Here is a 22,417-nt window from a genome sequence, read left to right as displayed (position 1 = left end):
CCCATGCCGCATGCCGAGATTCTGCAAGAAGGGACCCTGCACTGCTTCCCCGCCGGATTGCGCGACGAGGCGGGCAAGCTGGTCAACGTCGAGGTGTCCGCCGTGGTCTACGACGGCCGGCGCCTGATCCTGGCCAGCGACAAGCCGATTCCCGGCGAGGCGCGCTCGGCGGTGTTCTCCGTTCCCATGACCGATGCCGGTCCCGACGACAGCCAGCTCGACTACTTGACCGCCGATGCCATCAAGCGCGCCGTCAAGTACGAGGATTTCGCGCTGACCGCCGACGGGCGCCATGTGCTCGCGACCACGGGATTCGACCGCATCGACATGGAAAGCCACGCGCTCAACGCGTACAACCATCTGTTGATCTGGCCGCTGGGCGAGCCGCAGCGAGTGCAGGTGGTCGACCCCGACCCGCGGGATGGCGTCGAAGGCTCGCTGGAGCTGCGCAACAAGCTGGACGGCGCCATCGGCGAGCCGTATTACAAGATCGAGGGGCTGGCGGCGGTGCCCGGCGAGCGTGGCGACGGGCTGTTGCTCTTCGGTGTCCGCGAGCAGGGGCGCTCGCACGAGGATTTCGAATACGTGTGCCGCGTCGTGGGCGCGCATTACACCGTGAACGAGCATGGCAACCTGGTGCTGGTCGACGAGCTACGCGAGTTCTATCGCTTCTCTCCACGGCAGCATCCCGAGGTCCGTTTCGATTGCGGCCTGTCGAGCCTGGAATACGATCCCCATCACGACCGCCTGTTCCTGTTGACCAGCTTCGAGGTCGAGGAGGCGGGCGAGCCGCGCATCGGCGGGTATCTGTGGGTCGTGTCGCTGGCCGGTTTCAGCGCGGGCCAGGCGCCCGAGCTGGTGCGCACGGTGCAGGGCGACGCCCTGGAGTTCGAGCACAAGGCGGAGGGCCTGGCGGTGCTGGACAGCGAGCGGCTCTTCGTGGCCTACGACAACGACCGCGACATGTCGCTGGGGCGCATCGACGAACGCGACGAGCGTCATGCCTGCGAGGCGCCCTACACGATGCTGCACATTACCTGAGTTCGTCCTTCCAGCGCTTGACGGCGATCTCGTCCTTGAGCATTTCCAGCGTTTCGATCAGCACCTGCTCGGTGACGCGGTCGGTACGCTGGTCGACGTACAGCCAGGCGTCGATGCCGCTTTCCGCCAGGTCGCCGATGAGGCTTCTGAACTGCGGCGAACGCAGTCCGTCGATGGCTTCATGCACCACGCGGCTGGCGACATCGCTCAAGCTGCGCTGCATGGCACGCGCGACGTTGTCGCCGAGCGGCAGGCGACGCAGCCGCGTGAGCTCGGCGTTTTCCTCCAGCGTACGGTCGACCAGCGCGGCCACGTAGCGATGCACTTCCTGATGGTTCTCGGCATAGCTCTTGTCGACGGTGGCCTCGAGGCGCCTGGCGATCTCGTCGACCAGTGCCGCCTTGCGGGGCTGGATGACTTCTTCCGAAAGGCGCTTGGTGAAGTCCTCGCTGCGCCTCACTTCATCCTGCAGGCTGCTCAGCAGGCGTGTTGCCACGCGATCCGACAGCTCCTCCATGACGATGCGGTAGTAGTGCTCGAAGAAGGCATATACGCGCCAGCGCCGGATATCGATCACCCCCAGGCGCTGCAGGCGCAACAGCAGCGAGATCACGCGCAGCACGCGCAACAGGCGGAATCCGCCCACCGGAATGCACCCCAGCACGTCGTACCAATGCACGAACGGGTAGTAGAACCAGCGGGCATAGCGACGTTCCACGACGGCCAGTATCCAGCCGGCCAGCACGTCGGTGATGAAAATGGCCACGAACACCAGGTCGATGGTCAAGAAGCGCTGGTGAATGGTCTGGTCGTACGCCTGATGCAGCGTGGGCGCGACGGCGGACAGGCCGGCATTGATCGGCGGCAGGAGAAACAGGCTGTCGATGAGCAACAGCAACAGGTTGGCCGAGATCAGCACCATCATGGCGATGTCCCAGACCAGATACAGGCGTTCGCGCAGGGTGGCGCGTTCGGCGGCGTGGGGCGTGGTCATGGCGTTCTCCGTTGACGGCGCCGCCGAACCGGGGCGGCGCGATGCTTCCGGCAAGATCGCCACGTTAGCAGCGACCCGGGCATGACGTCAGGTCGCTTGCGATGTCGGTGACAGGCTGGCCTGGGCACGCTTTTCTTCTTCCTCGGCCTGCTTGCGCATCTTCTTGCGCAGTTCGGCCTTCTCGAAGCGAAGCTTGGCCATGGGCGTGTCGAGCGGCAGCGGCGGCACGCTGTTGGGGCGGCCCTCGCTATCGACGGCCACCATGGTCAGGTAACAGCTGTTGGTGTGGCGAATCACGCGATCCTGGATCGACTCGGCCACCACCTTGATGCCGATCTCCATCGAGGAGCGCCCCACGTAATTGACCGAGGCCAGAAAGGTCACCAGCTCGCCGACGTGGATCGGCTGCTTGAACAGGACCTGATCCACCGACAACGTGACGACATAGGAGCCGGCATAGCGACTGGCACAGGCGTAGGCGACTTCGTCGAGTTTCTTGAGAATCGCTCCGCCATGCACCTTGCCGCTGAAATTGGCCATGTCAGGGGTCATCAGTACCGTCATGGTGAGTTCGTGCTGGCGGGGAAGGTCGTCGGGCGCCATGGGTCACAATCCTGCTGAGGCCGGGGAATGGATAGAGGCGCAAGATGTATCATGTTTTGCCCTGTCTTGTCGCTCCCCTCTGCTTCCCCGCGGGCGGGCGGGAACCGTTCACAGAAAGGTCAGCCCGAGCGCGATGATGACGCCCGTCACCACCAGCTGGATCAGGCAGAAGCCCATGATGTCCTTGGCCTTGAGCCCCGCGATGGCGAGCATGGGAAGCGCCCAGAACGGCTGCAGCAGGTTGGTCCAGGCATCGCCCCAGGCGACCGCCATGGCGACGCGGGGGATATCCGCGCCCAGGGAGGCGGCGGCGGGCAGCATGACCGGGGCCTGGACGGCCCATTGCCCGCCGCCCGAAGGCACGAACAGGTTGACGATGCCGGCACTGATGAATGACCAGAAAGGCAGCGTCTGGGCGGTGGAGATCGCCACGAACCCCTCGGAAAGCGTCTGTGCCAGCCCGGACTGCATGATGATCGCCATGATGCCGGCGTAGAAGGGAAACTGGATGACGATACCGGTACCACCCTTGATGGCCTCGTGGAGGCTGTCCAGCAGGCTGCGGGGCGTGCGATGCAGCACGATGGCCAGGGACAGGAACAGGAAATTGACCACGTTGAGGTTCAGGCCGCCGTCACGGAACACGAAATGGTCGAGCAGGAACAGCAAGCCGGGAATGCCGACCAGCCATGACAGCCAGGAGCTCTTTTCCAGGCGTTCCGCCGGACGCGTGGCGGGACCGAGGTCGCGCGGGGCGTCGTCGAGTTGTGCGGGGTCGATGTAGACGCTGTCACGCTCGTCGGGAAGCATGAACCGGTTGACCAGCGGCACGGCCACGAACATCGCCAGCACGATGGCCAGGTTGAAGAACGCGAAGATGGTCTCGGAGGTGGGAATGACACCGATCTGGTCCGCCGTGAAATGCCCTTCGGTGGCGATGGTCAAGGGAATCGAGCCGGCCAGGCCGCCGTGCCATACCACGAAGCCCGAATAGGCGCTGGCGATCAACAGGCGGTAGTCGACACGCACCTGTCGTGCGAGGGCCTTGGCGAACAGGGCGCCGATGACCAGGCCGAAGCCCCAGTTGATCCAGCTGGCGGCCAGCGAGACCAGCGACACCAGCACGATGGCGCCGGCCGGGCTCTTGGCGAGCCGGGCGATCCTGTCGAGCAGGCGCTTGACGGGTGGGCTGCTGGCCAGCATGAAGCCAGTGACCAGCACCAGCAGCATCTGCATCGAGAAGGACAGCAGTCCCCAGAAGCCATCTCCCCAGTAGCGCATGATCGCCAGTGGCGACTGCCGCTCGACCAGCATGGCCGCGATGGCCGCCACCAGGGTCAGGATCAGCACGAAGATGTAAGGATCGGGCAGGTAGCGTTCGACCAGGCGTACCGCGGGGCGAGACAGCAGCTTCAGCATGAAAGCCTCTCCAGGAGGTCGTTGTCATGCTGATAACGATAGTCGCTCGGGAGTCGCGCCGATCACTCAACCTTGGTCCTGTATCCCTTGGTCGCAGGCGGGCGTCGCGGCGCTTGTCCAGCGCGTGCGCCGATAGTGCAGGTAGACGGCGGCGAGACTTGCCGAGCGCACCAGGGTGAAGGCCGTGAAGGCGAGCCACAGGCCGTGGTTGCCCAGCGGTTGCGCGAGCCACCACACCGGCAGGTAGACGGCGAGTGCCAGCAGGATGGTGTCGCGCATTTCACGGGTTGCGGTGGCGCCGATGAAGACGCCGTCGAGCAGATAGCTCCATACCGCGATGGCCGGCATGACGACCATCCAGGGCAGGTAGTCGGCCGCCGAGGCTCGCACGTCGGGCAGGTCGGTGAGCAGGGCGATCAGGGCATGGCCGCCGAACAGGAACGCGGCCATGGCGACCCCGGCGGTGACCAGCGAGAAACGCGCGGCCGCGCGCACCGCGCTCGAGAAAAGCGGCCAGTCGCGACGCCCCACGGCGCGTCCGGTCAAGGCTTCGGCGGCATGGGCGAAGCCGTCCAGCGCGTAGGAGGTGATCATGATGAACTGCATCAGTACCGCGTTGGCGGCGAGCACCGTGTCGCCCTGGTCGGCGCCCTGAGCGGTGAAGAAGGCCATGGCGAACAGCAGCCCCAGCGTGCGCACGAACAGGTGCCGATTGACCTGGAACAGCTCGGAGTAGGCGGCGAATCGCAGCAGGCGCCGACGCAGGAAGCGTCCCTGCAGGCGTCCCAGCTGGCGTGCCACGAGCCACAGTCCCGCGCCCAGGGCGGTATAGTCGGCGATGACGGTGGCCCAGGCCACGCCGTCGCTGGTCATGCCCAGCCCGACCACGAACACCAGGTCGAGGACGATGTTGACGCTGTTGGTCAACACCATGATCGCCAGCGTGACCCGCGAGTTCTGCTGGCCCAGAAACCAGCCGAGAATCGCGTAATTCGCCATCACCGCCGGGGCCGACAGAATGCGAATATGGGCGTAATCGTCGGCCAGGGCCATGGCCGCCGGGCTGCCGTCGAGCAGGTAGAGACCGAAGTCGATCAGCGGTTCGGCGAGCAGGATCAGCAGCACGCCGATGCCGAGTGCCAGCAACAGCGCCTGACCCAGCAGGTTGCGGATGTCGCTGTCGTCCTCGCGGCCCACGGCCTGGGAGGTCAGGCCGGTGGTGCCCATGCGCAGAAACCCGAAGCCCCAGTACAGAAAGCTGAACAGGGTGGCCCCCAGGGTCACGGCGGCCATGTAGCGGGAGTCCGGCAGGTGGCCGACCACCGCGGTGTCCACCAGTCCCAGCAGCGGGACGGTGATGTTGGAAAGGATGATCGGCCAGGCGAGCGGCCAGATGCGTGTCGCGGGGCGTGATGAAGACACGGGATTCCGTCGTTGGGTGTGCGCTCACGCGTGACACACACCCGTGAGAAGGAAAAATGGGGCCGACACGCGCCACGTCGCCCGCGGCGGCGTGGCGTGCACGCGGGTCAGGCGGCGGTGATCAAGCGATACTTGTGCATCAGTTGATCGTGGGTTTCGCTGCGCTCGGGATCGAGAGGGATGCAGTCCACCGGACATACCTGCTGGCACTGGGGCTCGTCGAAGTGGCCGACGCACTCGGTGCACAGGTTGGGGTCGATGACATAGATCTCCTCACCCGGGGAAATGGCGCCGTTGGGGCACTCGGGTTCGCAGACGTCGCAGTTGATGCACTCGTCGGTGATCATCAAAGCCATAAAGCGTCCGTCCTCTATTGCGTCTTGGGCGACGAGGGGTCCTGGGCGAAATGCCGGCTCAGCGCATCGACCACGCAGGGATGCACGAGCTTGGAGACATCTCCCCCCAGACGCGCGATCTCGCGCACGATAGTGGAAGAAATATACGAGTTCTCGACCTCGGGCGTCAGGAACAGGCTTTCCACGTCAGGTGCCTGGGCCCGGTTCATATTGGCCAATTGTAACTCATATTCGAAGTCGGATACCGCTCTCAGACCGCGCAGGATGATGCGCGCGTTCTGTTGCGCCAGCAGTTGCGTCAGCAGGCAGCTGAAGCCGGTCACGGTGACGTTGTCGAGGTCGGCGGTGACTTCCTCGATCAGCGCCACCCGGGTCTCCAGGGATAGCGTGGGTTGCTTGCGCGGACTCGCCGCCACCGCCACCACGACCTTGTCGAACATGCGTGAGGCGCGCTCGATCAGGTCGTAATGGCCATTGGTCACGGGGTCGAAGGTACCGGGATAGACCACGATATTCATGGATGCATCCTGTGCCGAGACACCATCAGGGTAGTGGTTGGCGCCGGGCGGCGACAATGTCGACGCCCGGAGCCGCCTTCACAGCTGACCGTAGGGGTTGTCGACCGTCAGCGATACCGGCCGATCGAAGCCGGGGATGTGCAGGGCGTCGCGTGTCATTGACAGTTCGGGGCCTTCCAGCACGCCCTCGCCGAAGCGATAGGTGACCTCGAAGCGGCCGCTGTCGGCCGTCTCCAGGTACGTCTGGGACGCCGCCAGCGTGGCCTCGCGACGATGCTTCCAGTCATCGACGGCGCGCTGACCGTGACGCTTGGCGAGCAGGCGCTCGGTCGCGGCGGGCGAGATGACCAGCCCGGTAGCGTTGTTGCCGCCGAAGCCCTTGGCGTTGATGAAGGTCGCGTCGGCCTCGAAAGGGAGCGGATCGCGAAAGAAACGCAGACGTTCGGCGTGAACGTCGTCGGCCACGGCGTCGAGGGTGGCGATGCCGGGAATCACGCCATGGGCGAAGGTGCCCAGGGCACTGGCGAGCTGGTCGCCCGCCGCGCCGCCTTGCGAATGGCCGACGAAGGCCTTGATGGCGGCCACCGGCCAGGCCTCGATGCCATGCGTGCGGGCCACCATGTCGAACACGTGCGACTCGGTGGTGCGATTCTTGGGCGTGCTGGTGCCGTGAGCATGCAGGTAGCTGCGGTGGCGCACCGAATCCTCGCCGAGCATGTCCCGGGCCAGGCTCACCGACTTGGCCAGGGTGATGTAGTTGCCGATGCCCGGCGCGGAGATCGAGCGTTTCCAGCCATCGGCGTTGACGAACACATCGGGCACCGCGCCGAGAATCTGGGCGCCGGTCTCGAGCGCCAGGGCATCGTCCATCAGCAGCAGGAACTGGGTCGACTCGGCGATGGTGAAGCCACAGTTGCGCGCGAAGGGCCGGCAGGCCCGCTGATAGTCGCTATCGGTCAGCAGCGTCAGCGCATCGAGCGCCTTGAGGCTCTCGTCGTCGGCCAGCGCGCCCATGGTACGAAAGCCCTCGACGATTTCCGGCGTGATGGGGGCATCGCTGGTGCCCACCATGACCACGCGCCGCCGCCCGCTGCGAATGTCCTCCAGCCCCAGGCGCAGGTTATAGAGGAAACTGGCGCAGGCGCCGAGCACGGCACCGGTGGCGCCGACGCTTCCCAGCACGTAGGCGTTGAGAAAGTCGGCGGGCATCTGGCCGTAACCCAGCGGCATCTGCTTGGACGTGGCGCGTCCGCCGCCGACGAAGCTCTGCAGCAGGCCGCCCCAGCCCTCGTTGTCGAGCTGGCCGATGGAGTTGCCGGCATACACGGCGATGGCGTCCGGGTCGAGCCGATTGCGCAGCGCCGACCAGTCCAGGCCGCTCTGGCCGAGGCAGTCGGAGGCGCCGAAGATGGTCATCGACAGCCCGCGCGGGTGATGCACGCTCCGGTACAGGGTCTCCGGCGCGAATCCGCTGGGCAACTGGCCCGCCGAGCGCACCTGCGCGCTGCGCCGTTCGGGCAGCAGGACGTTCAGCGACCCCGGCGGCACCACGACTTCGACCATGCGCTTGTCGATGTCGCGCACCTGCCAGGTCGGCGGCAGGTCGTTGGGCAATTGCCGCCGGCGCACGCGAAAGGTCAGCGCATCGTCGAGGTCGAGCTGCGCGGCACGATTGGCGGGAATGCCTTCGCTGCCGAAACGCTCGTCTTCGATGCGGCGGATCAGGGTATGGTCGAGTACGTGTTGCCGATAGCGCGAAACGACGTCGGCGGCGTCGAGAATCTCTCCGTGGGCATCCTGCCAGGCGCCGTCTTCCAGCCGCGTCACAAGCTGCATCATGGCGGCCAGGGCGAGAATGGTCTGTGCCTGAAGGGTGTCGGGCAAGGCGTCGAGAATCGTTCGGCGAAAAGCCTGGTGGCCCGAGGTTCTGCCGGCGGCGTTAACACCGCCCATGCCGACGATCACCGGTAACTGTGACAAGCCGCGTTCCTCGTAATGCTGTGGATGACGATGCGTCATGATTCGTGGCCGGCACGCGTCGGCCGATATGGCGCGTCTCCCCGCGTCAGGCGACGCGCGGAGCCTCAATAAGTCTGGGGTGATGATAGCACCCGGGTGCGAGCGGCGTCATGCGACGCCGGTGCCGGCGCCGAGCTCTCTCCTTCCGTGCGGCCGTGCATGAAACCGCAACAGGCCCTAGAATGGCGTGTCGCCCAGCCGTCTTCGAGTCGCTCATGCACGCCAATTCCCGCACCATCGCCACCCAGCAGCGCGGTCCCCATGAGGACCTGGCGCGGCGCGTGTCGCGGGCGTTGAACGCGCCATGGCGCAAGCCGGTGGCGGCGCATACGCAAGCCGCCTTCGACAACGCGCAGGCGTGGCTGCGCGAGCGAGACCGGCCCTTGATTCTGGACTCGGGCTGCGGCGTAGGGCTTTCCACCCGTCGTCTGGCCGCGCAGTTTCCCGAGCACGCCGTGATCGGGGTGGACCGCAGCGCCGAGCGTCTCGCGCGCGAGTACGGCGCGCCGCCCGACAATGCCCTGCTGGTACGGGCGGACCTGGTCGATTTCTGGCGCCTGGCCCTGCGGGCCGGTTGGCAGCCGGCGCGACATTACCTGTTGTATCCCAACCCATACCCCAAGGCTTCGCACCTCAAGATGCGCTGGCACGGGCATCCGGTGTTTCCCGCCCTGGCCGGGCTCGGCGGCGAATTCGAGGCGCGCTCCAACTGGCGGCTCTACCTCGAGGAACTGGCACTGGCGCTGGCGCAAGCCACCGGGCGCGAGGCGCGTCTCGAGTCTTTCGCGCCGTCGGAGGAGGGCTTGACGCCCTTCGAGCGCAAGTACCACGCCAGCGGTCAGACATTATGGCGGTTGACGGTGACGCTCGCGCACCGCCCCCAGTTGTTGCCGACGCCGCCCTGACCGCTGGGGCGACGCGACGTTTTCAGGAGACCGAAATGGTGTATGTGTTTTTGGCGATCGCGATCATCGCCGAGGTCGTGGCGACCAGTGCGTTGAAGGCTTCCCAGGAGTTCACGCGCCTGTGGCCCAGCGTGACCGTCGTGGTGGGGTATGCCTTGGCGTTCTACATGCTGACGCTGGCGCTGCGAGACTTGCCGGTGGGGATTGCCTATGCGTTCTGGGCGGGGCTGGGGATCGTGCTGGTCACCCTGATCGGTATCGTCGTATACGGCGAGAAACCCGACCTGCCGGCGCTTTTGGGGCTGGGGCTGATCATCGCCGGCGTGGTGATCATACAGGCGTTCTCGCGCATGTCGTCGCACTGAAGGCAGCCGGCTGCTAGCCTGGCGGGCGGTGTGCGTTCATCCAGGTAAAGGAATATTCGATGTTGAGCACGGTGCTTTGTTCTCGCCGTCGGCGGTCGTGGGGCCGCAGCGGGCGTCGCATGGTCTCCATGCTGGTGTTGCTGGGTCTGCCGTTGTCGGCGGTGGCCGATGGCTTTTCGAACCTTGCCACGCTGGCCGACAAGGGCTTCGTGATCGGGGCTCAGGCGCAACTGCTGGGAAGCGGCGAGAACCTGGGGTCGATTCAGCCCACGCGGCGGCTGTCGCCGGCTTCGGTCACCAAACTCTATACCGCCGCGGCGAGTCTCGATCGCTGGGGGCCGCAGCACCGTTTCACCACCCAGTTGATGGCCACGGGCGAGGTCGATGCGCAGGGCGTGTTGCAGGGCGACCTGGTCTTCGACGGCGGCGGCGACCCGGCCCTTACCAGCGAGAACCTGTGGCGCCTGGTGCAGCGCCTGCGCGAGCGCGGCGTGCGCAAGGTGAACGGGGAACTGGTGGTCAGCCAGTGGCGCTTCGGTCCGGTGACCTGCGTGACCACTGACCGCTGCGAGGCCCGGACGCGGTCGGACAACGCCTACAGCGCCCTGTTGTCCTCGGCGGCGGTGAATTACGGCAGCTGGTGCAATCTGATCAAACCCGGTGCCGCGGTGGGAGATGCCGCCACGATCAGCGACTGCACGACAGTGGCGCCGCTGACCCGAATCGACAACCGGGTCACGACCGTGGCGCCGGGCGGCGATACGCGTCTCAGTGCCGAGCGGTTGAGCGATGCGCAGGGCGATACGCTGCGCATCAGCGGCCAGATCGCGCATGGCGGCTTCTCCCGGGAGATCTATCGCGCCAGTTCCGACCCCGCCGAGCAAACCGCCAAGACCCTGGTGGCCCTGCTCGGCCAGGCCGGCATCGAAGTCGACGGACATGCGACCAGCACCACGCCGCCGCCGACCACCGCCAAGCGTCTGGCGGCGGTGGACGGCAAGCCGCTTCAGGAAGTGCTGCTGCGCATGCTCAATTACTCGAACAATTTCATGGCCGATACGCTGGCGCTGGATCTCGTGGCCAAGCCGGGCGCCAGCCTGCGGGATGCCGGCGATGCCTTGATGCGCTTCGCCCGGGACCTGCCCGGCCACGGCGTGCCGACGCTGGTCAGCGGCAGTGGCCTGACGCCGGAAAACCGTGTCTCGGCACAAGACATCAATGCCTTGCTGTCGGCCATGTACCGGCGTTCGGCCTTGTTCCCGACCTTCGTCGCCGGTCTGCAATTGCCGACCAACGGCCCGATGCACTTCATCCGCCGTGGCAGCGAGACCTTCCAGCAGAACGTCATGCTCAAGACCGGCACCCTCAACGAGCCGGTCACGGTACGCGCGGTGGCCGGGTATTTCCGTACCCGTCAGGGGCGCTGGGGCAGTTTCGCGGTACTGGTCAACGGTACCGCGCAGACGCCGTACCTGGCCTGGCGTCAGGTCCTGCCTCTGGTCGCGGCGGACCTGACGCGGATGATCGAGGCGCACTGAGCGCGCCTCGGGCCTCGTCGCCTTCTGCGTGCGGGCGAGGGTCGTTGCCGGGCGCCCGGCAATTCGGGCGCGGCCTAGCGATGCGGATCGATCAGCAGACGCCCGTGGGTACGCCCCTCGATCATGGCGTGCGCCTGTGACTCGACGTCCTCGAGGCCGATCTCCTCGACCTGCATGTGCGTCAACAGGGCATTGGGCAAGGCCGCGATACGCTGCCACGCGGCGCGGCGTCGCTCGAAGGGAATGTACACGCTGTCCACCCCCAGCAATGCCACGCCGCGCAGGATGAAGGGCATCACCGTCGTCGGCAGCGCGGCATCGCCGGCCAGGCCGACGGCGGCGACCTTGCCGGCATAGCGCATCTGCGCCAGCAAGTTGGCCAGGACCTGGCCGCCGACGGTATCGACGGCGCCCGCCCAGTGGGTCGAGGCCAGCGGGCGGCCGCGCTCGGTGAAGTCGTCGCGTGCCAGCACCTGCGCGGCGCCGAGCCGGGTCAGCCAGTCGCCCTGGTCGGGCTTGCCGGTGATGGCATGCACCTCGAAGCCCTCATGGGCGAGGATCGAGACCGCCCAGCTGCCCACGCCGCCGCTGGCGCCACTGACCGCGACGGGGCCGTCGCCGGGACTGAGGCCCGCCTCCTGCAGACGCATGACGCTGAGCATCGCGGTAAGCCCCGCCGTGCCGAACAGCATCGCCTCGCGCGTGCTCAACGGACGCGGGCAGGGCACCAGCCAGTCGGCATCGACGCGCATGGCCTCGGCGAACCCGCCCCAGTAGCGTTCGCCGACGCCCCAGCCGGTCAGGATGACACGGTCGTCGGCATCGAATCGCGCATCTGTTGACGCCGTCACCGTGCCGGCGAAGTCGATGCCCGGCACCAGGGGATAGTCGCGCACGATCTTGCCCTGGCCGGTGACCGCCATGGCATCCTTGTAGTTGAGATCCGAATAGTCGATGGCGACGCGAACCGCACGCTCCGGCAACCGGTCTTCGTCGAGCGTCTCGAGACGGGCGCGCGGGGATTCGTCGTGGAGCATGAGGGCACGTGGCATGGGAACTCCTTGCTGATCGAATGACGTGCTGGACAGCGTTGGCAGCGGCAACGCAGGCGTTAGGCTCAGCCTAGCTCCGGCCCCGGCGTGTCGACAACGCGACCTTGGCGGCATGGCGAGGTGCATCGTCGGCGTTGCCTGTCGTCGCCCCTCTGTTACCATCGGCGGCTGGTCGTGCGCGTTGCTGCCCTCGCCCGCGCCGCCGGAAGAGAGCCGCCATGCCCGGCGTTCGATAACCCCACGCGTGAGGACCGCGCACGATGAAACCCCGCCAAAGCGGTTTTCGCCACCTGATCGATTCCACGCACTACTCCCTGAAAGGGCTGCGCGCCGCGTTTCGCAACGAGACGGCGTTCCGCCAGGAAGTCGGCATCTGCGTGATCCTGCTGCCCCTGGCCTGGTGGATCGGGAGCTCGCCCGTGGAGTGGTTGCTGCTGGTGGGCAGCTGCGCCCTGGTGCTGATGGTGGAGTTGCTCAACAGCGCGGTGGAGAATGTGGTCGACCGTATCGGTCCCGAGCACCATGAACTGTCCGGGCGCGCCAAGGACATCGGTTCCGCCGCGGTGATGATCTCGCTGATCATGGCGGGATTGACCTGGGTATTGCTGGCCTGGCAGAAATTCTTCGGCTGATGCCTGTGCGTCAGTGTTTCCACCATGCGGCGGCTCCGGCCCGCCGCGCATGAGGATCGTCATGTCCCGACGCCTAGGATTTGCATTGCTCGGCGCGCTCGTCCTGGCCGCCGTGATCGTCCCTTACACCTTGCTGAGCCACGTTCAGGCCTGGTACGGCAGCCTGCTGTTCTGGCTGCTGGTCGGGGTCGCCGTGGTGCTGCTCAATCTGCTCGTCACCGCCGCGTTCAAGGAGAAATGAGCATGACGCCGACGCTCGTCTGGGGAGCGGTGATCCTGTACACGCTGATTGCGCTGGGGGTGGCCTGGCGGTCGCGGGAGCGCGGCTCGCAGACGCCCGACATGGCACACTATTTCCTCGGTGGACGCCGGATGGGCGGGCTGGTCTCGGCGCTGAGCTACAGCGCGACCACCTACAGCGCGTTCATGATGGTCGGACTGGCGGGGCTGACCTATGCCGGCGGCGTGGGGGCGCTGGGATTCGAGATCGTCTACTTCGCCGGCGTGTCGCTGGTGGCGATCTTCGGGCCGCGCTTCTGGGCGGTGGGCAAGGCGTTCGGTTTCGTCACGCCCAGCGAGATGCTGGGCCACCGCTACGCGAATCGCGCCGTGGCCGTCGTCATGGCGCTGGTCAGCAGCCTCTTCTTGATTCCCTACGCCGCCGTGCAGCTGGCCGGGGTGGGGTACCTGCTCAGCGGGATGACCGATGGCGCGATCGGCTTCACCACGGGCGTGGCGGTCGCCACGGCCCTGGCGCTGCTCTTCACCTTCATTGCCGGCATCCGGTCGGTGATGTGGACCGATGCGCTGCAGGCGCTGTTGATGATCGTCGCCGCCACGCTGGTCGCGCTGCTGGTGGTGGCGTCACTGGGCGGCTTCGCCGCCGTGTTCGAGACGCTCGCCCGCGAGCATCCCGAGGCCCTGACGGTGCCCGGCTCGGGGCTCTTCACGCCGGCGACGTTCCTGGGCCTGACGATTCCGTGGTTCTTCTTCAGCCTTTCCAATCCGCAGGTCAGCCAGCGACTGTTCATGCCGGCGTCGCTGCCCGCCATGCGCCGGATGCTGATCGGCTTCCTGTGCTTCGGTCTGGTGTACACCGTCGTCTCGGTGATGTGGGGCTTCTCGGCGCTGATCGCGTTTCCCGACCTGGCGAGTTCGGACCTGGCCACGCCGACGCTGCTGGCCTCCGCCCACGTGCCACCCGTGCTGGGCGTCGTGGTGATGGTGGGCATCCTGGCGGCGGCGGTCTCGACCATCGATTCGATCATGCTGACGTTGTCGTCGATGCTGTCGCGCGACGTCTATGCCATGACTCGGGGTGGTGGCGACGAGCGACGCCAGCTGCGTGCCGGCAAGATGGTGTTGCCGGTGATCGCGCTGCTGGCACTGGGCTTCGCCGAGCTGCGCCTTGACCTGATCGCCGTGCTCTCGGTGGCCGCCTCGACCGGGCTGGTGGTCACCGTGCCGGCCCTGATCGGTGCCTTCTTCTGGCGGAGAGGCACCGCGGCGGGGGCACTGGCCAGCATGCTGGGCGGGGGCGTCTGGGTGCTGGGGCTCTACGCGACCGGTGCCACGCCGCTGGGGTGGCCGCCGGGCATCTGGGCGCTGCCCGTGGCGGCGGCCCTGTTCGTGGTGGTCAGCCTCTGCACTGCCGCGCCGCGGCATACCGCCGACACCTTCATCGCGACCGCCGAGCGGGCCTTGCCGTGGCGACGTTGAGATGACCGGGCGGGTGGTTTCTGCCGAGCGACCCGCTCCGCCAGGGACGCTGGATCAATAGCCGAACAGCAGGAAGCGCAAGGCGTTCGGTGCACAGAAGGCGAGACACGACATGGGGTCGGGCGAGCCTTCGAGTACCGCGTAACGCGGCGATTCATCCGTGCAGACATTTATGCAGTGTTTCCCTAAGCTGGGCCTATCACGCCGCCCCCCGGCGCTTGACCGGGACGGCACAGGAACGTCGATAGGAGAATGGCATGGCCCTGCTCAACGGTTTGCTGCCCCAGGCCGATATCCCCGCGCCCCTGCATGATGCCCTGGCCGAGGCCGGTGAGCGCTTGCATGACGCCCTGGCCATGGCCGACCGCGTCGCGGCGGCCAAGGCCGGCGACGACGAGAGCGCCCAGGACGACATGCCGAGTGCCGCCTGGCAGGCGCTTGCCGAGCCGCGCCGCGCCGAATTGGCGCGCGTCGTGGCGCTGTCCGATTTTGCCACCGAGACCCTGGCCCGCGATCCCTCCTGGCTGCCGGCCCTGGACGCCGATGGCGAGCTGGATGCGCCGCCGTCGCGCGAGGCCCTGGAAGCGGAGCTCGCCGAACGCCTCGATGGCGCCGAGGACGAGGCCGCCATGCAGGCCGCGGTGCGGCGCTTCCGGCGTCTGCGCATGCTGGGCATCGTGTGGCGTGATCTGTGCCGTGCGCCGCGCGGTCAGGCCGGCGAGGCCGGCATGTGGGCCACGGCGCGTGCCGTCAGCGAGCTGGCGGAGATTTGCCTGGAGGGCGCGCTGGGCTGGCTGGAGCGCCACTACGCGCCGCGCTGGGGGACGCCCGCGCCGCGTGGCGATGGATCGCCCCAGCGGCTGGTGGTGCTGGGCATGGGCAAGCTTGGCGCCGGCGAGCTCAACCTGTCCTCGGATATCGATTTGATCTTCGCCTACGCCGAAGACGGCGAGACGCAGGGCGGTCGCCGCGAGCTCTCGCACCAGGAGTATTTCACCAAGCTGGGACAGAAACTGATCGCCGCTCTGGATGCGGTCACCGACGAGGGCTTTGCCTTCCGGGTCGACATGCGCCTGCGTCCGCTCGGCGACGGTGGTCCGCTGGTCGGCAGTTTCGCGACCCTGGCCAGCTATTATCAGGACCAGGGACGCGAGTGGGAGCGCTACGCCATGCTCAAGGCACGGCCGGTGGCCGGCGACCGCGAGGCCGGCGACGAGCTGCTCGCCGCGCTGCGCCCCTTCGTGTATCGCAAGTACCTGGATTTCGGCGCCATCGAGTCGTTGCGCGAAATGAAGCGCCTCATCAACCGCGAAGTGAAACGCAAGGGCATGGCCGACAACATCAAGCTCGGCCCCGGCGGCATCCGCGAGGTGGAGTTCGTGGTCCAGGCGTTCCAGTTGATTCGCGGCGGCCGCGATACCGAGTTGCAGCTCACCTCGCTGGCCGCGGCCTTGCACTGTCTGGCCACGCTGGAGCTGTTGCCGCCCGAGGTCACCGAGACGCTGCGTGTCGACTACGCCTTCCTGCGCGATCTCGAGCATGCCCTGCAGGCGCAGAAGGATCGCCAGACCCAGACCCTGCCCGACACGGTGCTGGGCCGCGAGCGCCTGGCCCTGGCGCTCGACATGGAGGACTGGCCCGCGCTTGTGGCGCGCCTCGAGGAGGCGCGCGGGCGGGTGCGCGAGCATTTCGATGCGGTCATCGCGCCGCCCGAGGAGGAGGACGCGGCCGTGGCATGCGAGGACGCCTCCCGCGAGGAACTGGGCGCGCTGTGGCGGCTCGAGCTGACCGACGAGGAAGCCCGGGAAACGCTGGACAGCCTGGGATTCGCCACGCCCGCGGCGGCGCATGAGCGTCTCGGCAAGCTGTGGCAATCGCGTGCCGTGGCGAGCATGCAGCGTATCGGATTCGCACGTCTCGACGCCCTGATGCCGCTGCTGCTCGATGCGGTCGCGGAAAGCGAGGCGCCGGACATGGCCCTCGAGCGCGTGCTGCCGTTGATCGAGGCGGTCCTGCGACGTACCGCCTACCTGGCGCTGCTGCGTGAAAATCCCGATGCGTTGCGTCAACTGATCCGCCTGTGCGCCGCCAGCCCGTGGATCGCGGAGCAACTGGCGCGGCACCCGGTGCTGCTCGATGAACTGCTGCATCCCGCCACGCTGTACTCTCCCGCCGACAAGGAGCAACTGGCCGATGAACTGCGCCAGGCGTTGTCGCGCATTCCCGCGGACGACGAGGAAGCCCAGCTCGAGGCGCTGCGCATCTTCAAGCATGCTCAGGTGCTGCACGTGGCGGCCTCCGACATCGTCGGCGCACGGCCGTTGATGAAGGTCAGCGACTATCTCACCTTCATCGCCGAGGTGGTGCTGGAGCAGGTGCTGGCGATGGCCTGGACCCATGTCACGCGCAAGTACGGCTATCCGGCGCGCCGTGATGGCGAACGCACGAGCGATGACGCCAGTTTTGCCATTGTCGGCTACGGCAAGCTGGGCGGCATCGAACTGGGCTACGGTTCGGACCTGGACCTGGTGTTCCTGCACGACGCCGACCCCCGGGGGAGTACCGATGGTGCCAAATCCCTCGACAACGCGGTGTTCTTCACGCGGCTGGGACAGCGCATCATTCATCTGCTGACCGCCGTCACGCCCAGCGGCTCGCTGTACGAGGTCGACATGCGACTGCGGCCGTCCGGCAATGCCGGGCTGCTGGTGACGACGCTCGAGGCGTTCGCCGATTACCAGCGCCAGCAGGCCTGGACGTGGGAACACCAGGCGCTGGTGCGCGCGCGGGCCATCGCCGGCAACCCGGCGCTCTGCGAGCGCTTCGAGGCGCTGCGGCGTGATGTGCTGGGCCAGACCCGCGAGGTCGAGGCGCTGCGCGAGGAGGTGGTGGCGATGCGTCGCAAGATGCGCACGCACCTGGGCAGCAGCGACCAGGCCGGACGTCAGGGCGTGTTTCACCTCAAGCAGGACCCGGGCGGCATGGTGGACATCGAATTCCTTTGCCAGTACGCCGTCCTGGCCCTGGGCGCCGAGACGCCCGAGATGCTGACGTTCAGCGACAACATGCGCATCCTCGAGACGCTGGAAAGCGTCGGCCGACTGCCCGCCGACCAGGCACGCGAGCTGCGCGAGGCGTATCTCACCTATCGCGGTCTCAGCCATCGCGCGTCGCTGGCCAAGGCCGGCAGCCAGGTCGAGATCGCGGATATCGATGCCCATCGGCAGCGGGTGCGCGCCATCTGGGCCCAGTGGATGCAGGAGGACGATGCCTCGCGCTGAGCGCCGGCGTTTCATCGTGTCACATCGTGTTGGTTTTCTGTCTCATGATGAGCGGGAGAATCGTTAGTACGACAAAAGTTGGGTGTTGATCATTCGCGTGGAAACTTTATAGTCCGCCTCCGGCGATGGCATGCGTGCCATCGCCGTTTTGTTTCGCCGCATGCTCACAAGGCGTGGCGATCGTCGGGCACAACCTGAAAGTTCTCAACGAGGCAGACACTCCAATGCGCTCTACCACGGATGATGCAGCATCGCTCCGATCCGGCGAGGACCGGGGCTTCGCGGGCCACCCGCGTGCGCTGGGACCGCTATTCTTCACCGAAATGTGGGAGCGCTTCTCCTACTACGGCATCCGCCCGCTGCTGGTGCTGTTCATGGCCGCCACGGTGTTCGAGGGCGGTCTGGGATTCTCGCGCGAGACGGCCTCGGCCATCGTGGGTATCTACGCCGGTGCCGTCTATCTGTCGGCGCTGCCCGGCGGCTGGTTGGCGGACAACTGGCTGGGGCAGCGACGCGCCGTCTGGTATGGCTCGGTTCTGATTGCCCTGGGCCATCTGTCGATCGCCTTTTCCGCTGTGTGGGGCGCGACCTGGTTCTTCATCGGCCTGGTGCTGATCGTGCTCGGCTCGGGGCTGTTCAAGTCGTGCATCTCGGTCATGGTGGGCAGCCTGTACGATCAGGGCGACGTGCGCCGCGACGGCGGCTTCGCGATCTTCTACATGGGCATCAACATCGGCGCGCTGATGGCGCCGCTGTTCACCGGTCTCTTGATGCGGGAGTACGGCTGGCACTGGGGTTTCGGCATCGGTGGCCTGGGCATGCTGCTGGCGCTGCTGATCTTTCGCTTGTCGGCGATTCCCGCCATGCGCCGCGCCGACAGCCTGCGGGGGCGTGCCGCCAGCTGGGACGCACCGGCGGTGCATCGGCGGGGCGTGGGGTATTACGTGGCCGCCCTGGCGGTGGCATGCGCGGTGTTCATCGCCCTGGTCGCCAATGGCGCGATCGTGCTCGACGCGGTGGCGATCGCCGAGGCCATGACCACCGTGATCATCGTCTGTGCGCTGGGCTACTTCGTCTATCTCTTCGCCTTCAGCGGGCTCGACAAGCAGGAACGGGCGCGCATCGTCGTGTGCTTCATCCTGATCATGGCGGCGGCGTTCTTCTGGGCGTCCTTCGAGCAGCAGCCGACGTCCTACAACCTGTTCGCGCACGACTATACCGACCGCATGCTGTTCGGCTGGGAAGTGCCGGCGGTGTGGTTCCAGTCGTTCAATCCGGTGTTCATCATCCTGCTGGGGCCGCTCTTCGGCTGGCTGTGGCCGGCGCTGGGGCGGCGTCGCCTGGAACCCGGCAGCCCGGTGAAATTCGTGCTGGGACTGCTGTTCGCGGCCGGCGGCTTCGCCCTGATGATGCTCGCGGCGATGCGCGTGGCCGGCGGCGCGGCGCAGGTCTCGCCGCTGTGGATCACCGGGAGCCTGCTGCTGCTGACCATCGGCGAGCTGTGCCTGAGCCCGGTCGGGCTGTCGACCATGAGCGCGCTGGCCCCCGTCAAGCTGCGAGGCCAGTTGATGGGGCTGTGGTTCACCGCCTCGGCGCTGGGCAATCTGGTCGCCGGCCTGATCGGCGGGCACGTCAACGCCGAGGAACTGGAGCAGTTGCCGGAGCTGTTCGCGCGCTGCGCGGTGGCGCTGGTCGCCTGCGCGGTCCTGCTGGCGCTGCTAACGCCGGTCATCAAGCGTATGCTGAAAGGCAATCCTACCGTCGATCCCGCGGGTGCCGATGCATCTGCCCAAACCAACACCGGAGCCTGACGCATGTCGTTGAGTGAACATCCCCGGACACCTGCCGAACGCCTGGCCGCGCTTCGCGAGACCATGCGCGAGAACGCCGTCGATGCCTGGTGGCTGCCGTCTTCCGATCCGCATAGTTCCGAATACCTGCCCGAGCATTGGCAGGGGCGAGCCTGGCTGTCGGGTTTCGACGGCTCGGTGGGCACGCTGGTGGTCACCCAGCAGGCGGCCGGGCTGTGGGTGGACAGCCGCTACTGGGTCCAGGCCGAGCAACAGCTGGCGGGCAGCGGCATCGAGCTGATGAAGCTCCAGCCCGGCCAGGCGCAGCGGCCCATGGCGTGGCTCGTCGAGCAGCTGGCGCCCGGCGCCACCGTCGGATTCGACGGCGCGGTGGTGTCGCTGGCCACGGTGCGCCAGCTGCAGGCCCACCTGGCGCCGGCCGACATTCGCTGGGAAGGCCATCGGGATCTGCTCGATGCCATCTGGCCGAATCGGCCGGCGTTGCCCGAGGCGCCGGTGCGCGCTCACCCGAGCGATTACGTGGATACCGCGCGGCGCGAAAAGCTGGCGGTATTGCGCGAGAAAATGGAGGAGCAGGGCGCCGACACCCACCTGGTCTCGACCCTCGATGATGTCGCCTGGCTCACCAACCTGCGCGGAGCGGATGTCGACTTCAATCCGGTGTTCCTGGCCCACCTGCTCGTCGAGCAGGCACGCGCTACGCTGTTCGTCGCGCCGGACAAGCTGGGCACGGCGCTGATCAAAGCACTCGCCGAGGACGGCATTGAGGTGGCCGACTACACCGAGGTGGCGTCGGCCCTCGCGGCGTTGCCCCATGACGCGCGCCTGCTCATCGATCCGGCGCGGGTCAGCCTGGCGTTGACGGAGGCGGTGCCGGCGGGCGTGTCCTTCGTCGAGGCCATGCAGCCGAGCACGCTCGCCAAGAGCCGCAAGAGCGACCGCGACATCGAGCACGTGCGCCACGCCATGGAGGAAGACGGCGCTGCGCTGTGCGCCTTCTTCGCCTGGCTGGAAGCGGCGCTGGCCGACGGCGAGACGGTGACCGAGTTGACCGTCGACGAGCGGCTCACCGCCGAGCGCGCGCGACGCGACGGCTTCGTCTCGCGCAGTTTCGCGACCATCGCGGCCTTCAACGCCAATGGCGCGCTGCCGCATTACCACGCCACTCCGGCGGCGCATTCGGTCATCGAGGGCGATGGCCTGCTGCTGATCGATTCGGGCGCCCAGTACCTGGGCGGGACCACTGACATCACGCGCGTGGTACCGGTGGGCCAGATCGATGCCGCGCACCGGCGCGATTTCACCCGGGTGCTCAAGGGCACCATCGCGCTGTCGCGCGCCCGCTTTCCGCGCGGCATTCCCTCGCCGCAGCTGGACGCCATCGCCCGTGCGCCGCTGTGGGCCGCGGGGCTCGACTACGGCCATGGCACGGGGCATGGCGTAGGCTATTTCCTGAACGTCCACGAGGGGCCTCAGGTCATCGCGTGGTACGCGCCGGTGACGCCGCAGACGGCCATGCAGCCCGGCATGATCACCTCGATCGAGCCGGGCGTCTATCGGCCGGGGCAGTGGGGCGTGCGCATCGAGAACCTGGTGGTCAATCGCCCGGACGAGGCCAGCGACTTCGGCGACTTCCTGCGTTTCGAGACGCTCACCCTGTGCCCCATTGACACCCGGGCCCTCGACATGTCCCTGCTCGACGCGGCGGAAATCGCCTGGCTGGATGCCTATCATGACGAGGTTCGTCGGCGCCTGTTGCCCAGGGTCGAGGGGCCGGCGCGCGATTGGCTCGAGCAGCGCACGGCGCCGCTTGCCCGTTGAGCTCTGCCTGAAACATCGTGGGCGTGAAACGCGGCGAAGCGAAAAGAGGCGAGAAGGGGAAGCGCATGGCGGTCACCCAAGAACGTATCACACCGTTCCAGCTGGTCGTGCTGGTCCTGTCCTTCTACGTGATCGGCGCCTTGCTGGCGGACTTGTTCCTGACGCTGCCCGAGGAAGTCTCGCGCCTGCTGACGTACATGGACTGGGTGGTGTGCGTGTTCTTCTTCGTGGATTTCTGCCTGCGCTTTCGCGCCGCTCCCGACAAGTGGCGCTACATGCGCTGGGGCTGGCTGGATCTGCTGGCCTGCATTCCACCGGGGCCCTTCCAGGGAGCGCGGCTGTTTCGCGTCGTGCAGATGCTGCGGGTGATCCGCGCGGTGAAGTCGCTGAGCCTGATCTGGCGACTGCTGTTCCGCAATCGGGCCGAGGGCATGTTCGCCTCGGCGGCCACCGCCACGCTGCTGCTGGTGGCGTTCGGGGCGATCACCATGCTGCTGGTCGAGTCGCCGCACCCGGAAAGCCCCATCGACACCGCCGAGGAGGCGCTGTGGTGGGCGTTCGTGACGGTGACCACGGTGGGGTATGGCGATTACTACCCGATCACCACCCTGGGCCGTGTCGTGGCGGTCCTGCTCATGGTCGGCGGCGTGGGGTTGTTCGGGAGTTTCGCGGCGTACATCGGCTCGCTGGTGATCTCCGATGAAAGCGAGCATGAGTCGCGCCAGCACAAGGCGGACCGCGAGATGATGCGGCATCTTTCCCGGCAGATCGAAAGCCTGCACGGTGAAGTCGCGGCGCTGAAGCGCGCCCTCGAGACCCGTGACGCGGAAGCGGCCGAGCGTCATGCAGCGGGGCAGCAGGCGCCGTCTCGCGAGGATTGAGCCGAGCCATTGAATCGCGCTATCGCTATCATGCTAACAA

The 22,417-nt window shown here is 67.0% G+C and carries 19 protein-coding genes; 11 read left to right on the top strand and 8 right to left on the bottom strand.

Annotated elements, in window-relative coordinates:
* Positions 1-3: 3 nt before the first annotated feature.
* On the top strand, positions 4-1,041 hold the full coding sequence (locus CSAL_RS14870; protein WP_011508232.1) for a hypothetical protein: 1,038 nt from the start codon (positions 4-6) through the stop codon (positions 1,039-1,041).
* On the opposite strand, the gene CSAL_RS14865 is transcribed toward CSAL_RS14870, so the two are convergent.
* The 7 genes from CSAL_RS14865 to CSAL_RS14835 form a co-directional block, all read right to left on the bottom strand.
* A complete protein-coding gene (locus CSAL_RS14865) occupies positions 1,034-2,035 on the bottom strand; it encodes an ion transporter (protein ID WP_011508231.1) in 1,002 nt (333 codons plus the stop codon). The two genes, CSAL_RS14870 and CSAL_RS14865, sit on opposite strands and share 8 nt — an antisense overlap.
* 87 nt (positions 2,036-2,122) lie before the next feature.
* The gene (locus CSAL_RS14860) at positions 2,123-2,638 is read right to left on the bottom strand and encodes an acyl-CoA thioesterase (protein WP_011508230.1); all 516 of its coding nucleotides are present in this window, start codon (positions 2,636-2,638) and stop codon (positions 2,123-2,125) included.
* A 108-nt stretch (positions 2,639-2,746) separates the two neighbouring features.
* Entirely contained in the window at positions 2,747-4,057 is a 1,311-nt protein-coding gene (locus tag CSAL_RS14855) for a short-chain fatty acid transporter (protein ID WP_011508229.1), read from the bottom strand.
* Positions 4,058-4,123: 66 nt separating this feature from the next.
* Positions 4,124-5,479 carry an MATE family efflux transporter gene (locus tag CSAL_RS14850; RefSeq protein ID WP_011508228.1) on the bottom strand — a complete coding sequence of 452 codons (1,356 nt, stop codon included), beginning with the start codon at positions 5,477-5,479 and terminating at the stop codon, positions 4,124-4,126.
* A gap of 107 nt (positions 5,480-5,586) precedes the next feature.
* Positions 5,587-5,835, bottom strand: coding sequence for a YfhL family 4Fe-4S dicluster ferredoxin (locus tag CSAL_RS14845; RefSeq protein WP_011508227.1), 249 nt, complete (start codon positions 5,833-5,835; stop codon positions 5,587-5,589).
* Between the two features lie 14 nt (positions 5,836-5,849).
* Complete coding sequence (gene coaD / locus CSAL_RS14840; RefSeq protein WP_011508226.1) at positions 5,850-6,353, bottom strand: pantetheine-phosphate adenylyltransferase; 504 nt, start codon at positions 6,351-6,353, stop codon at positions 5,850-5,852.
* 78 nt (positions 6,354-6,431) lie between these two features.
* Positions 6,432-8,372: a beta-ketoacyl synthase gene (locus CSAL_RS14835; RefSeq protein ID WP_011508225.1), complete on the bottom strand. Its 1,941-nt coding sequence runs from the start codon at positions 8,370-8,372 to the stop codon at positions 6,432-6,434.
* A gap of 215 nt (positions 8,373-8,587) precedes the next feature.
* Here CSAL_RS14835 and trmB point away from each other — a divergent pair, with 215 nt between their 5' ends.
* From trmB to dacB, 3 genes are all read left to right on the top strand, one after another.
* Positions 8,588-9,277, top strand: coding sequence for a tRNA (guanine(46)-N(7))-methyltransferase TrmB (trmB, locus tag CSAL_RS14830; RefSeq protein ID WP_035413324.1), 690 nt, complete (start codon positions 8,588-8,590; stop codon positions 9,275-9,277).
* Positions 9,278-9,312: 35 nt separating this feature from the next.
* Positions 9,313-9,642 carry a DMT family transporter gene (locus CSAL_RS14825; RefSeq protein WP_035413326.1) on the top strand — a complete coding sequence of 110 codons (330 nt, stop codon included), beginning with the start codon at positions 9,313-9,315 and terminating at the stop codon, positions 9,640-9,642.
* Between the two features lie 119 nt (positions 9,643-9,761).
* Positions 9,762-11,180 (top strand): D-alanyl-D-alanine carboxypeptidase/D-alanyl-D-alanine endopeptidase, encoded by a 1,419-nt coding sequence (dacB, locus tag CSAL_RS14820; protein ID WP_110062038.1) that lies wholly within the window; start codon positions 9,762-9,764, stop codon positions 11,178-11,180.
* A 74-nt stretch (positions 11,181-11,254) separates the two neighbouring features.
* On the opposite strand, the gene CSAL_RS14815 is transcribed toward dacB, so the two are convergent.
* Positions 11,255-12,232, bottom strand: coding sequence for an MDR family oxidoreductase (locus CSAL_RS14815; RefSeq protein ID WP_011508221.1), 978 nt, complete (start codon positions 12,230-12,232; stop codon positions 11,255-11,257).
* A gap of 260 nt (positions 12,233-12,492) precedes the next feature.
* Here CSAL_RS14815 and CSAL_RS14810 point away from each other — a divergent pair, with 260 nt between their 5' ends.
* The 7 genes from CSAL_RS14810 (at position 12,493) to CSAL_RS14780 (ending at position 22,377) form a co-directional block, all read left to right on the top strand.
* Complete coding sequence (locus CSAL_RS14810) at positions 12,493-12,864, top strand: diacylglycerol kinase (protein ID WP_011508220.1); 372 nt, start codon at positions 12,493-12,495, stop codon at positions 12,862-12,864.
* A 61-nt stretch (positions 12,865-12,925) separates the two neighbouring features.
* Positions 12,926-13,105: a hypothetical protein gene (locus CSAL_RS14805; RefSeq protein WP_011508219.1), complete on the top strand. Its 180-nt coding sequence runs from the start codon at positions 12,926-12,928 to the stop codon at positions 13,103-13,105.
* Positions 13,106-13,107: 2 nt separating this feature from the next.
* A complete protein-coding gene (locus CSAL_RS14800) occupies positions 13,108-14,583 on the top strand; it encodes a sodium:solute symporter family protein (protein ID WP_011508218.1) in 1,476 nt (491 codons plus the stop codon).
* A gap of 257 nt (positions 14,584-14,840) precedes the next feature.
* Positions 14,841-17,864, top strand: coding sequence for a bifunctional [glutamate--ammonia ligase]-adenylyl-L-tyrosine phosphorylase/[glutamate--ammonia-ligase] adenylyltransferase (gene glnE, locus CSAL_RS14795; RefSeq protein ID WP_011508217.1), 3,024 nt, complete (start codon positions 14,841-14,843; stop codon positions 17,862-17,864).
* Positions 17,865-18,088: 224 nt separating this feature from the next.
* Complete coding sequence (locus tag CSAL_RS14790; RefSeq protein ID WP_011508216.1) at positions 18,089-19,675, top strand: peptide MFS transporter; 1,587 nt, start codon at positions 18,089-18,091, stop codon at positions 19,673-19,675.
* Between the two features lie 3 nt (positions 19,676-19,678).
* The gene (locus CSAL_RS14785; protein ID WP_011508215.1) at positions 19,679-21,496 is read left to right on the top strand and encodes an aminopeptidase P family protein; all 1,818 of its coding nucleotides are present in this window, start codon (positions 19,679-19,681) and stop codon (positions 21,494-21,496) included.
* 65 nt (positions 21,497-21,561) lie between these two features.
* Entirely contained in the window at positions 21,562-22,377 is an 816-nt protein-coding gene (locus CSAL_RS14780) for a potassium channel family protein (RefSeq protein WP_011508214.1), read from the top strand.
* The last annotated feature ends 40 nt before the right edge of the window (positions 22,378-22,417 follow it).

The organism is Chromohalobacter israelensis DSM 3043 (genome assembly GCF_000055785.1).
Lineage (GTDB): Bacteria > Pseudomonadota > Gammaproteobacteria > Pseudomonadales > Halomonadaceae > Chromohalobacter > Chromohalobacter israelensis.
Note: the sequence above shows the minus strand (reverse complement) of the source record. Positions and strands in the feature narration are given on the sequence as shown.

Bases quoted from the DNA above. Each gene is read 5' to 3' on its own strand.
- CSAL_RS14835 (WP_011508225.1), bottom strand. From the start codon at position 8,372: ATGACGCATCGTCATCCACAGCATTACGAGGAACGCGGCTTGTCACAG.
- dacB (WP_110062038.1), top strand. From the start codon at position 9,762: ATGGTCTCCATGCTGGTGTTGCTGGGTCTGCCGTTGTCGGCGGTGGCC.
- glnE (WP_011508217.1), top strand. From the start codon at position 14,841: ATGGCCCTGCTCAACGGTTTGCTGCCCCAGGCCGATATCCCCGCGCCC.
- CSAL_RS14790 (WP_011508216.1), top strand. From the start codon at position 18,089: ATGCGCTCTACCACGGATGATGCAGCATCGCTCCGATCCGGCGAGGAC.
- CSAL_RS14865 (WP_011508231.1), bottom strand. From the start codon at position 2,035: ATGACCACGCCCCACGCCGCCGAACGCGCCACCCTGCGCGAACGCCTG.
- CSAL_RS14855 (WP_011508229.1), bottom strand. From the start codon at position 4,057: ATGCTGAAGCTGCTGTCTCGCCCCGCGGTACGCCTGGTCGAACGCTAC.
- coaD (WP_011508226.1), bottom strand. From the start codon at position 6,353: ATGAATATCGTGGTCTATCCCGGTACCTTCGACCCCGTGACCAATGGC.
- CSAL_RS14860 (WP_011508230.1), bottom strand. From the start codon at position 2,638: ATGGCGCCCGACGACCTTCCCCGCCAGCACGAACTCACCATGACGGTA.
- CSAL_RS14810 (WP_011508220.1), top strand. From the start codon at position 12,493: ATGAAACCCCGCCAAAGCGGTTTTCGCCACCTGATCGATTCCACGCAC.
- CSAL_RS14870 (WP_011508232.1), top strand. From the start codon at position 4: ATGCCGCATGCCGAGATTCTGCAAGAAGGGACCCTGCACTGCTTCCCC.
- CSAL_RS14845 (WP_011508227.1), bottom strand. From the start codon at position 5,835: ATGGCTTTGATGATCACCGACGAGTGCATCAACTGCGACGTCTGCGAA.
- CSAL_RS14780 (WP_011508214.1), top strand. From the start codon at position 21,562: ATGGCGGTCACCCAAGAACGTATCACACCGTTCCAGCTGGTCGTGCTG.
- CSAL_RS14805 (WP_011508219.1), top strand. From the start codon at position 12,926: ATGTCCCGACGCCTAGGATTTGCATTGCTCGGCGCGCTCGTCCTGGCC.
- CSAL_RS14785 (WP_011508215.1), top strand. From the start codon at position 19,679: ATGTCGTTGAGTGAACATCCCCGGACACCTGCCGAACGCCTGGCCGCG.
- CSAL_RS14815 (WP_011508221.1), bottom strand. From the start codon at position 12,232: ATGCCACGTGCCCTCATGCTCCACGACGAATCCCCGCGCGCCCGTCTC.
- CSAL_RS14825 (WP_035413326.1), top strand. From the start codon at position 9,313: ATGGTGTATGTGTTTTTGGCGATCGCGATCATCGCCGAGGTCGTGGCG.
- CSAL_RS14800 (WP_011508218.1), top strand. From the start codon at position 13,108: ATGACGCCGACGCTCGTCTGGGGAGCGGTGATCCTGTACACGCTGATT.
- trmB (WP_035413324.1), top strand. From the start codon at position 8,588: ATGCACGCCAATTCCCGCACCATCGCCACCCAGCAGCGCGGTCCCCAT.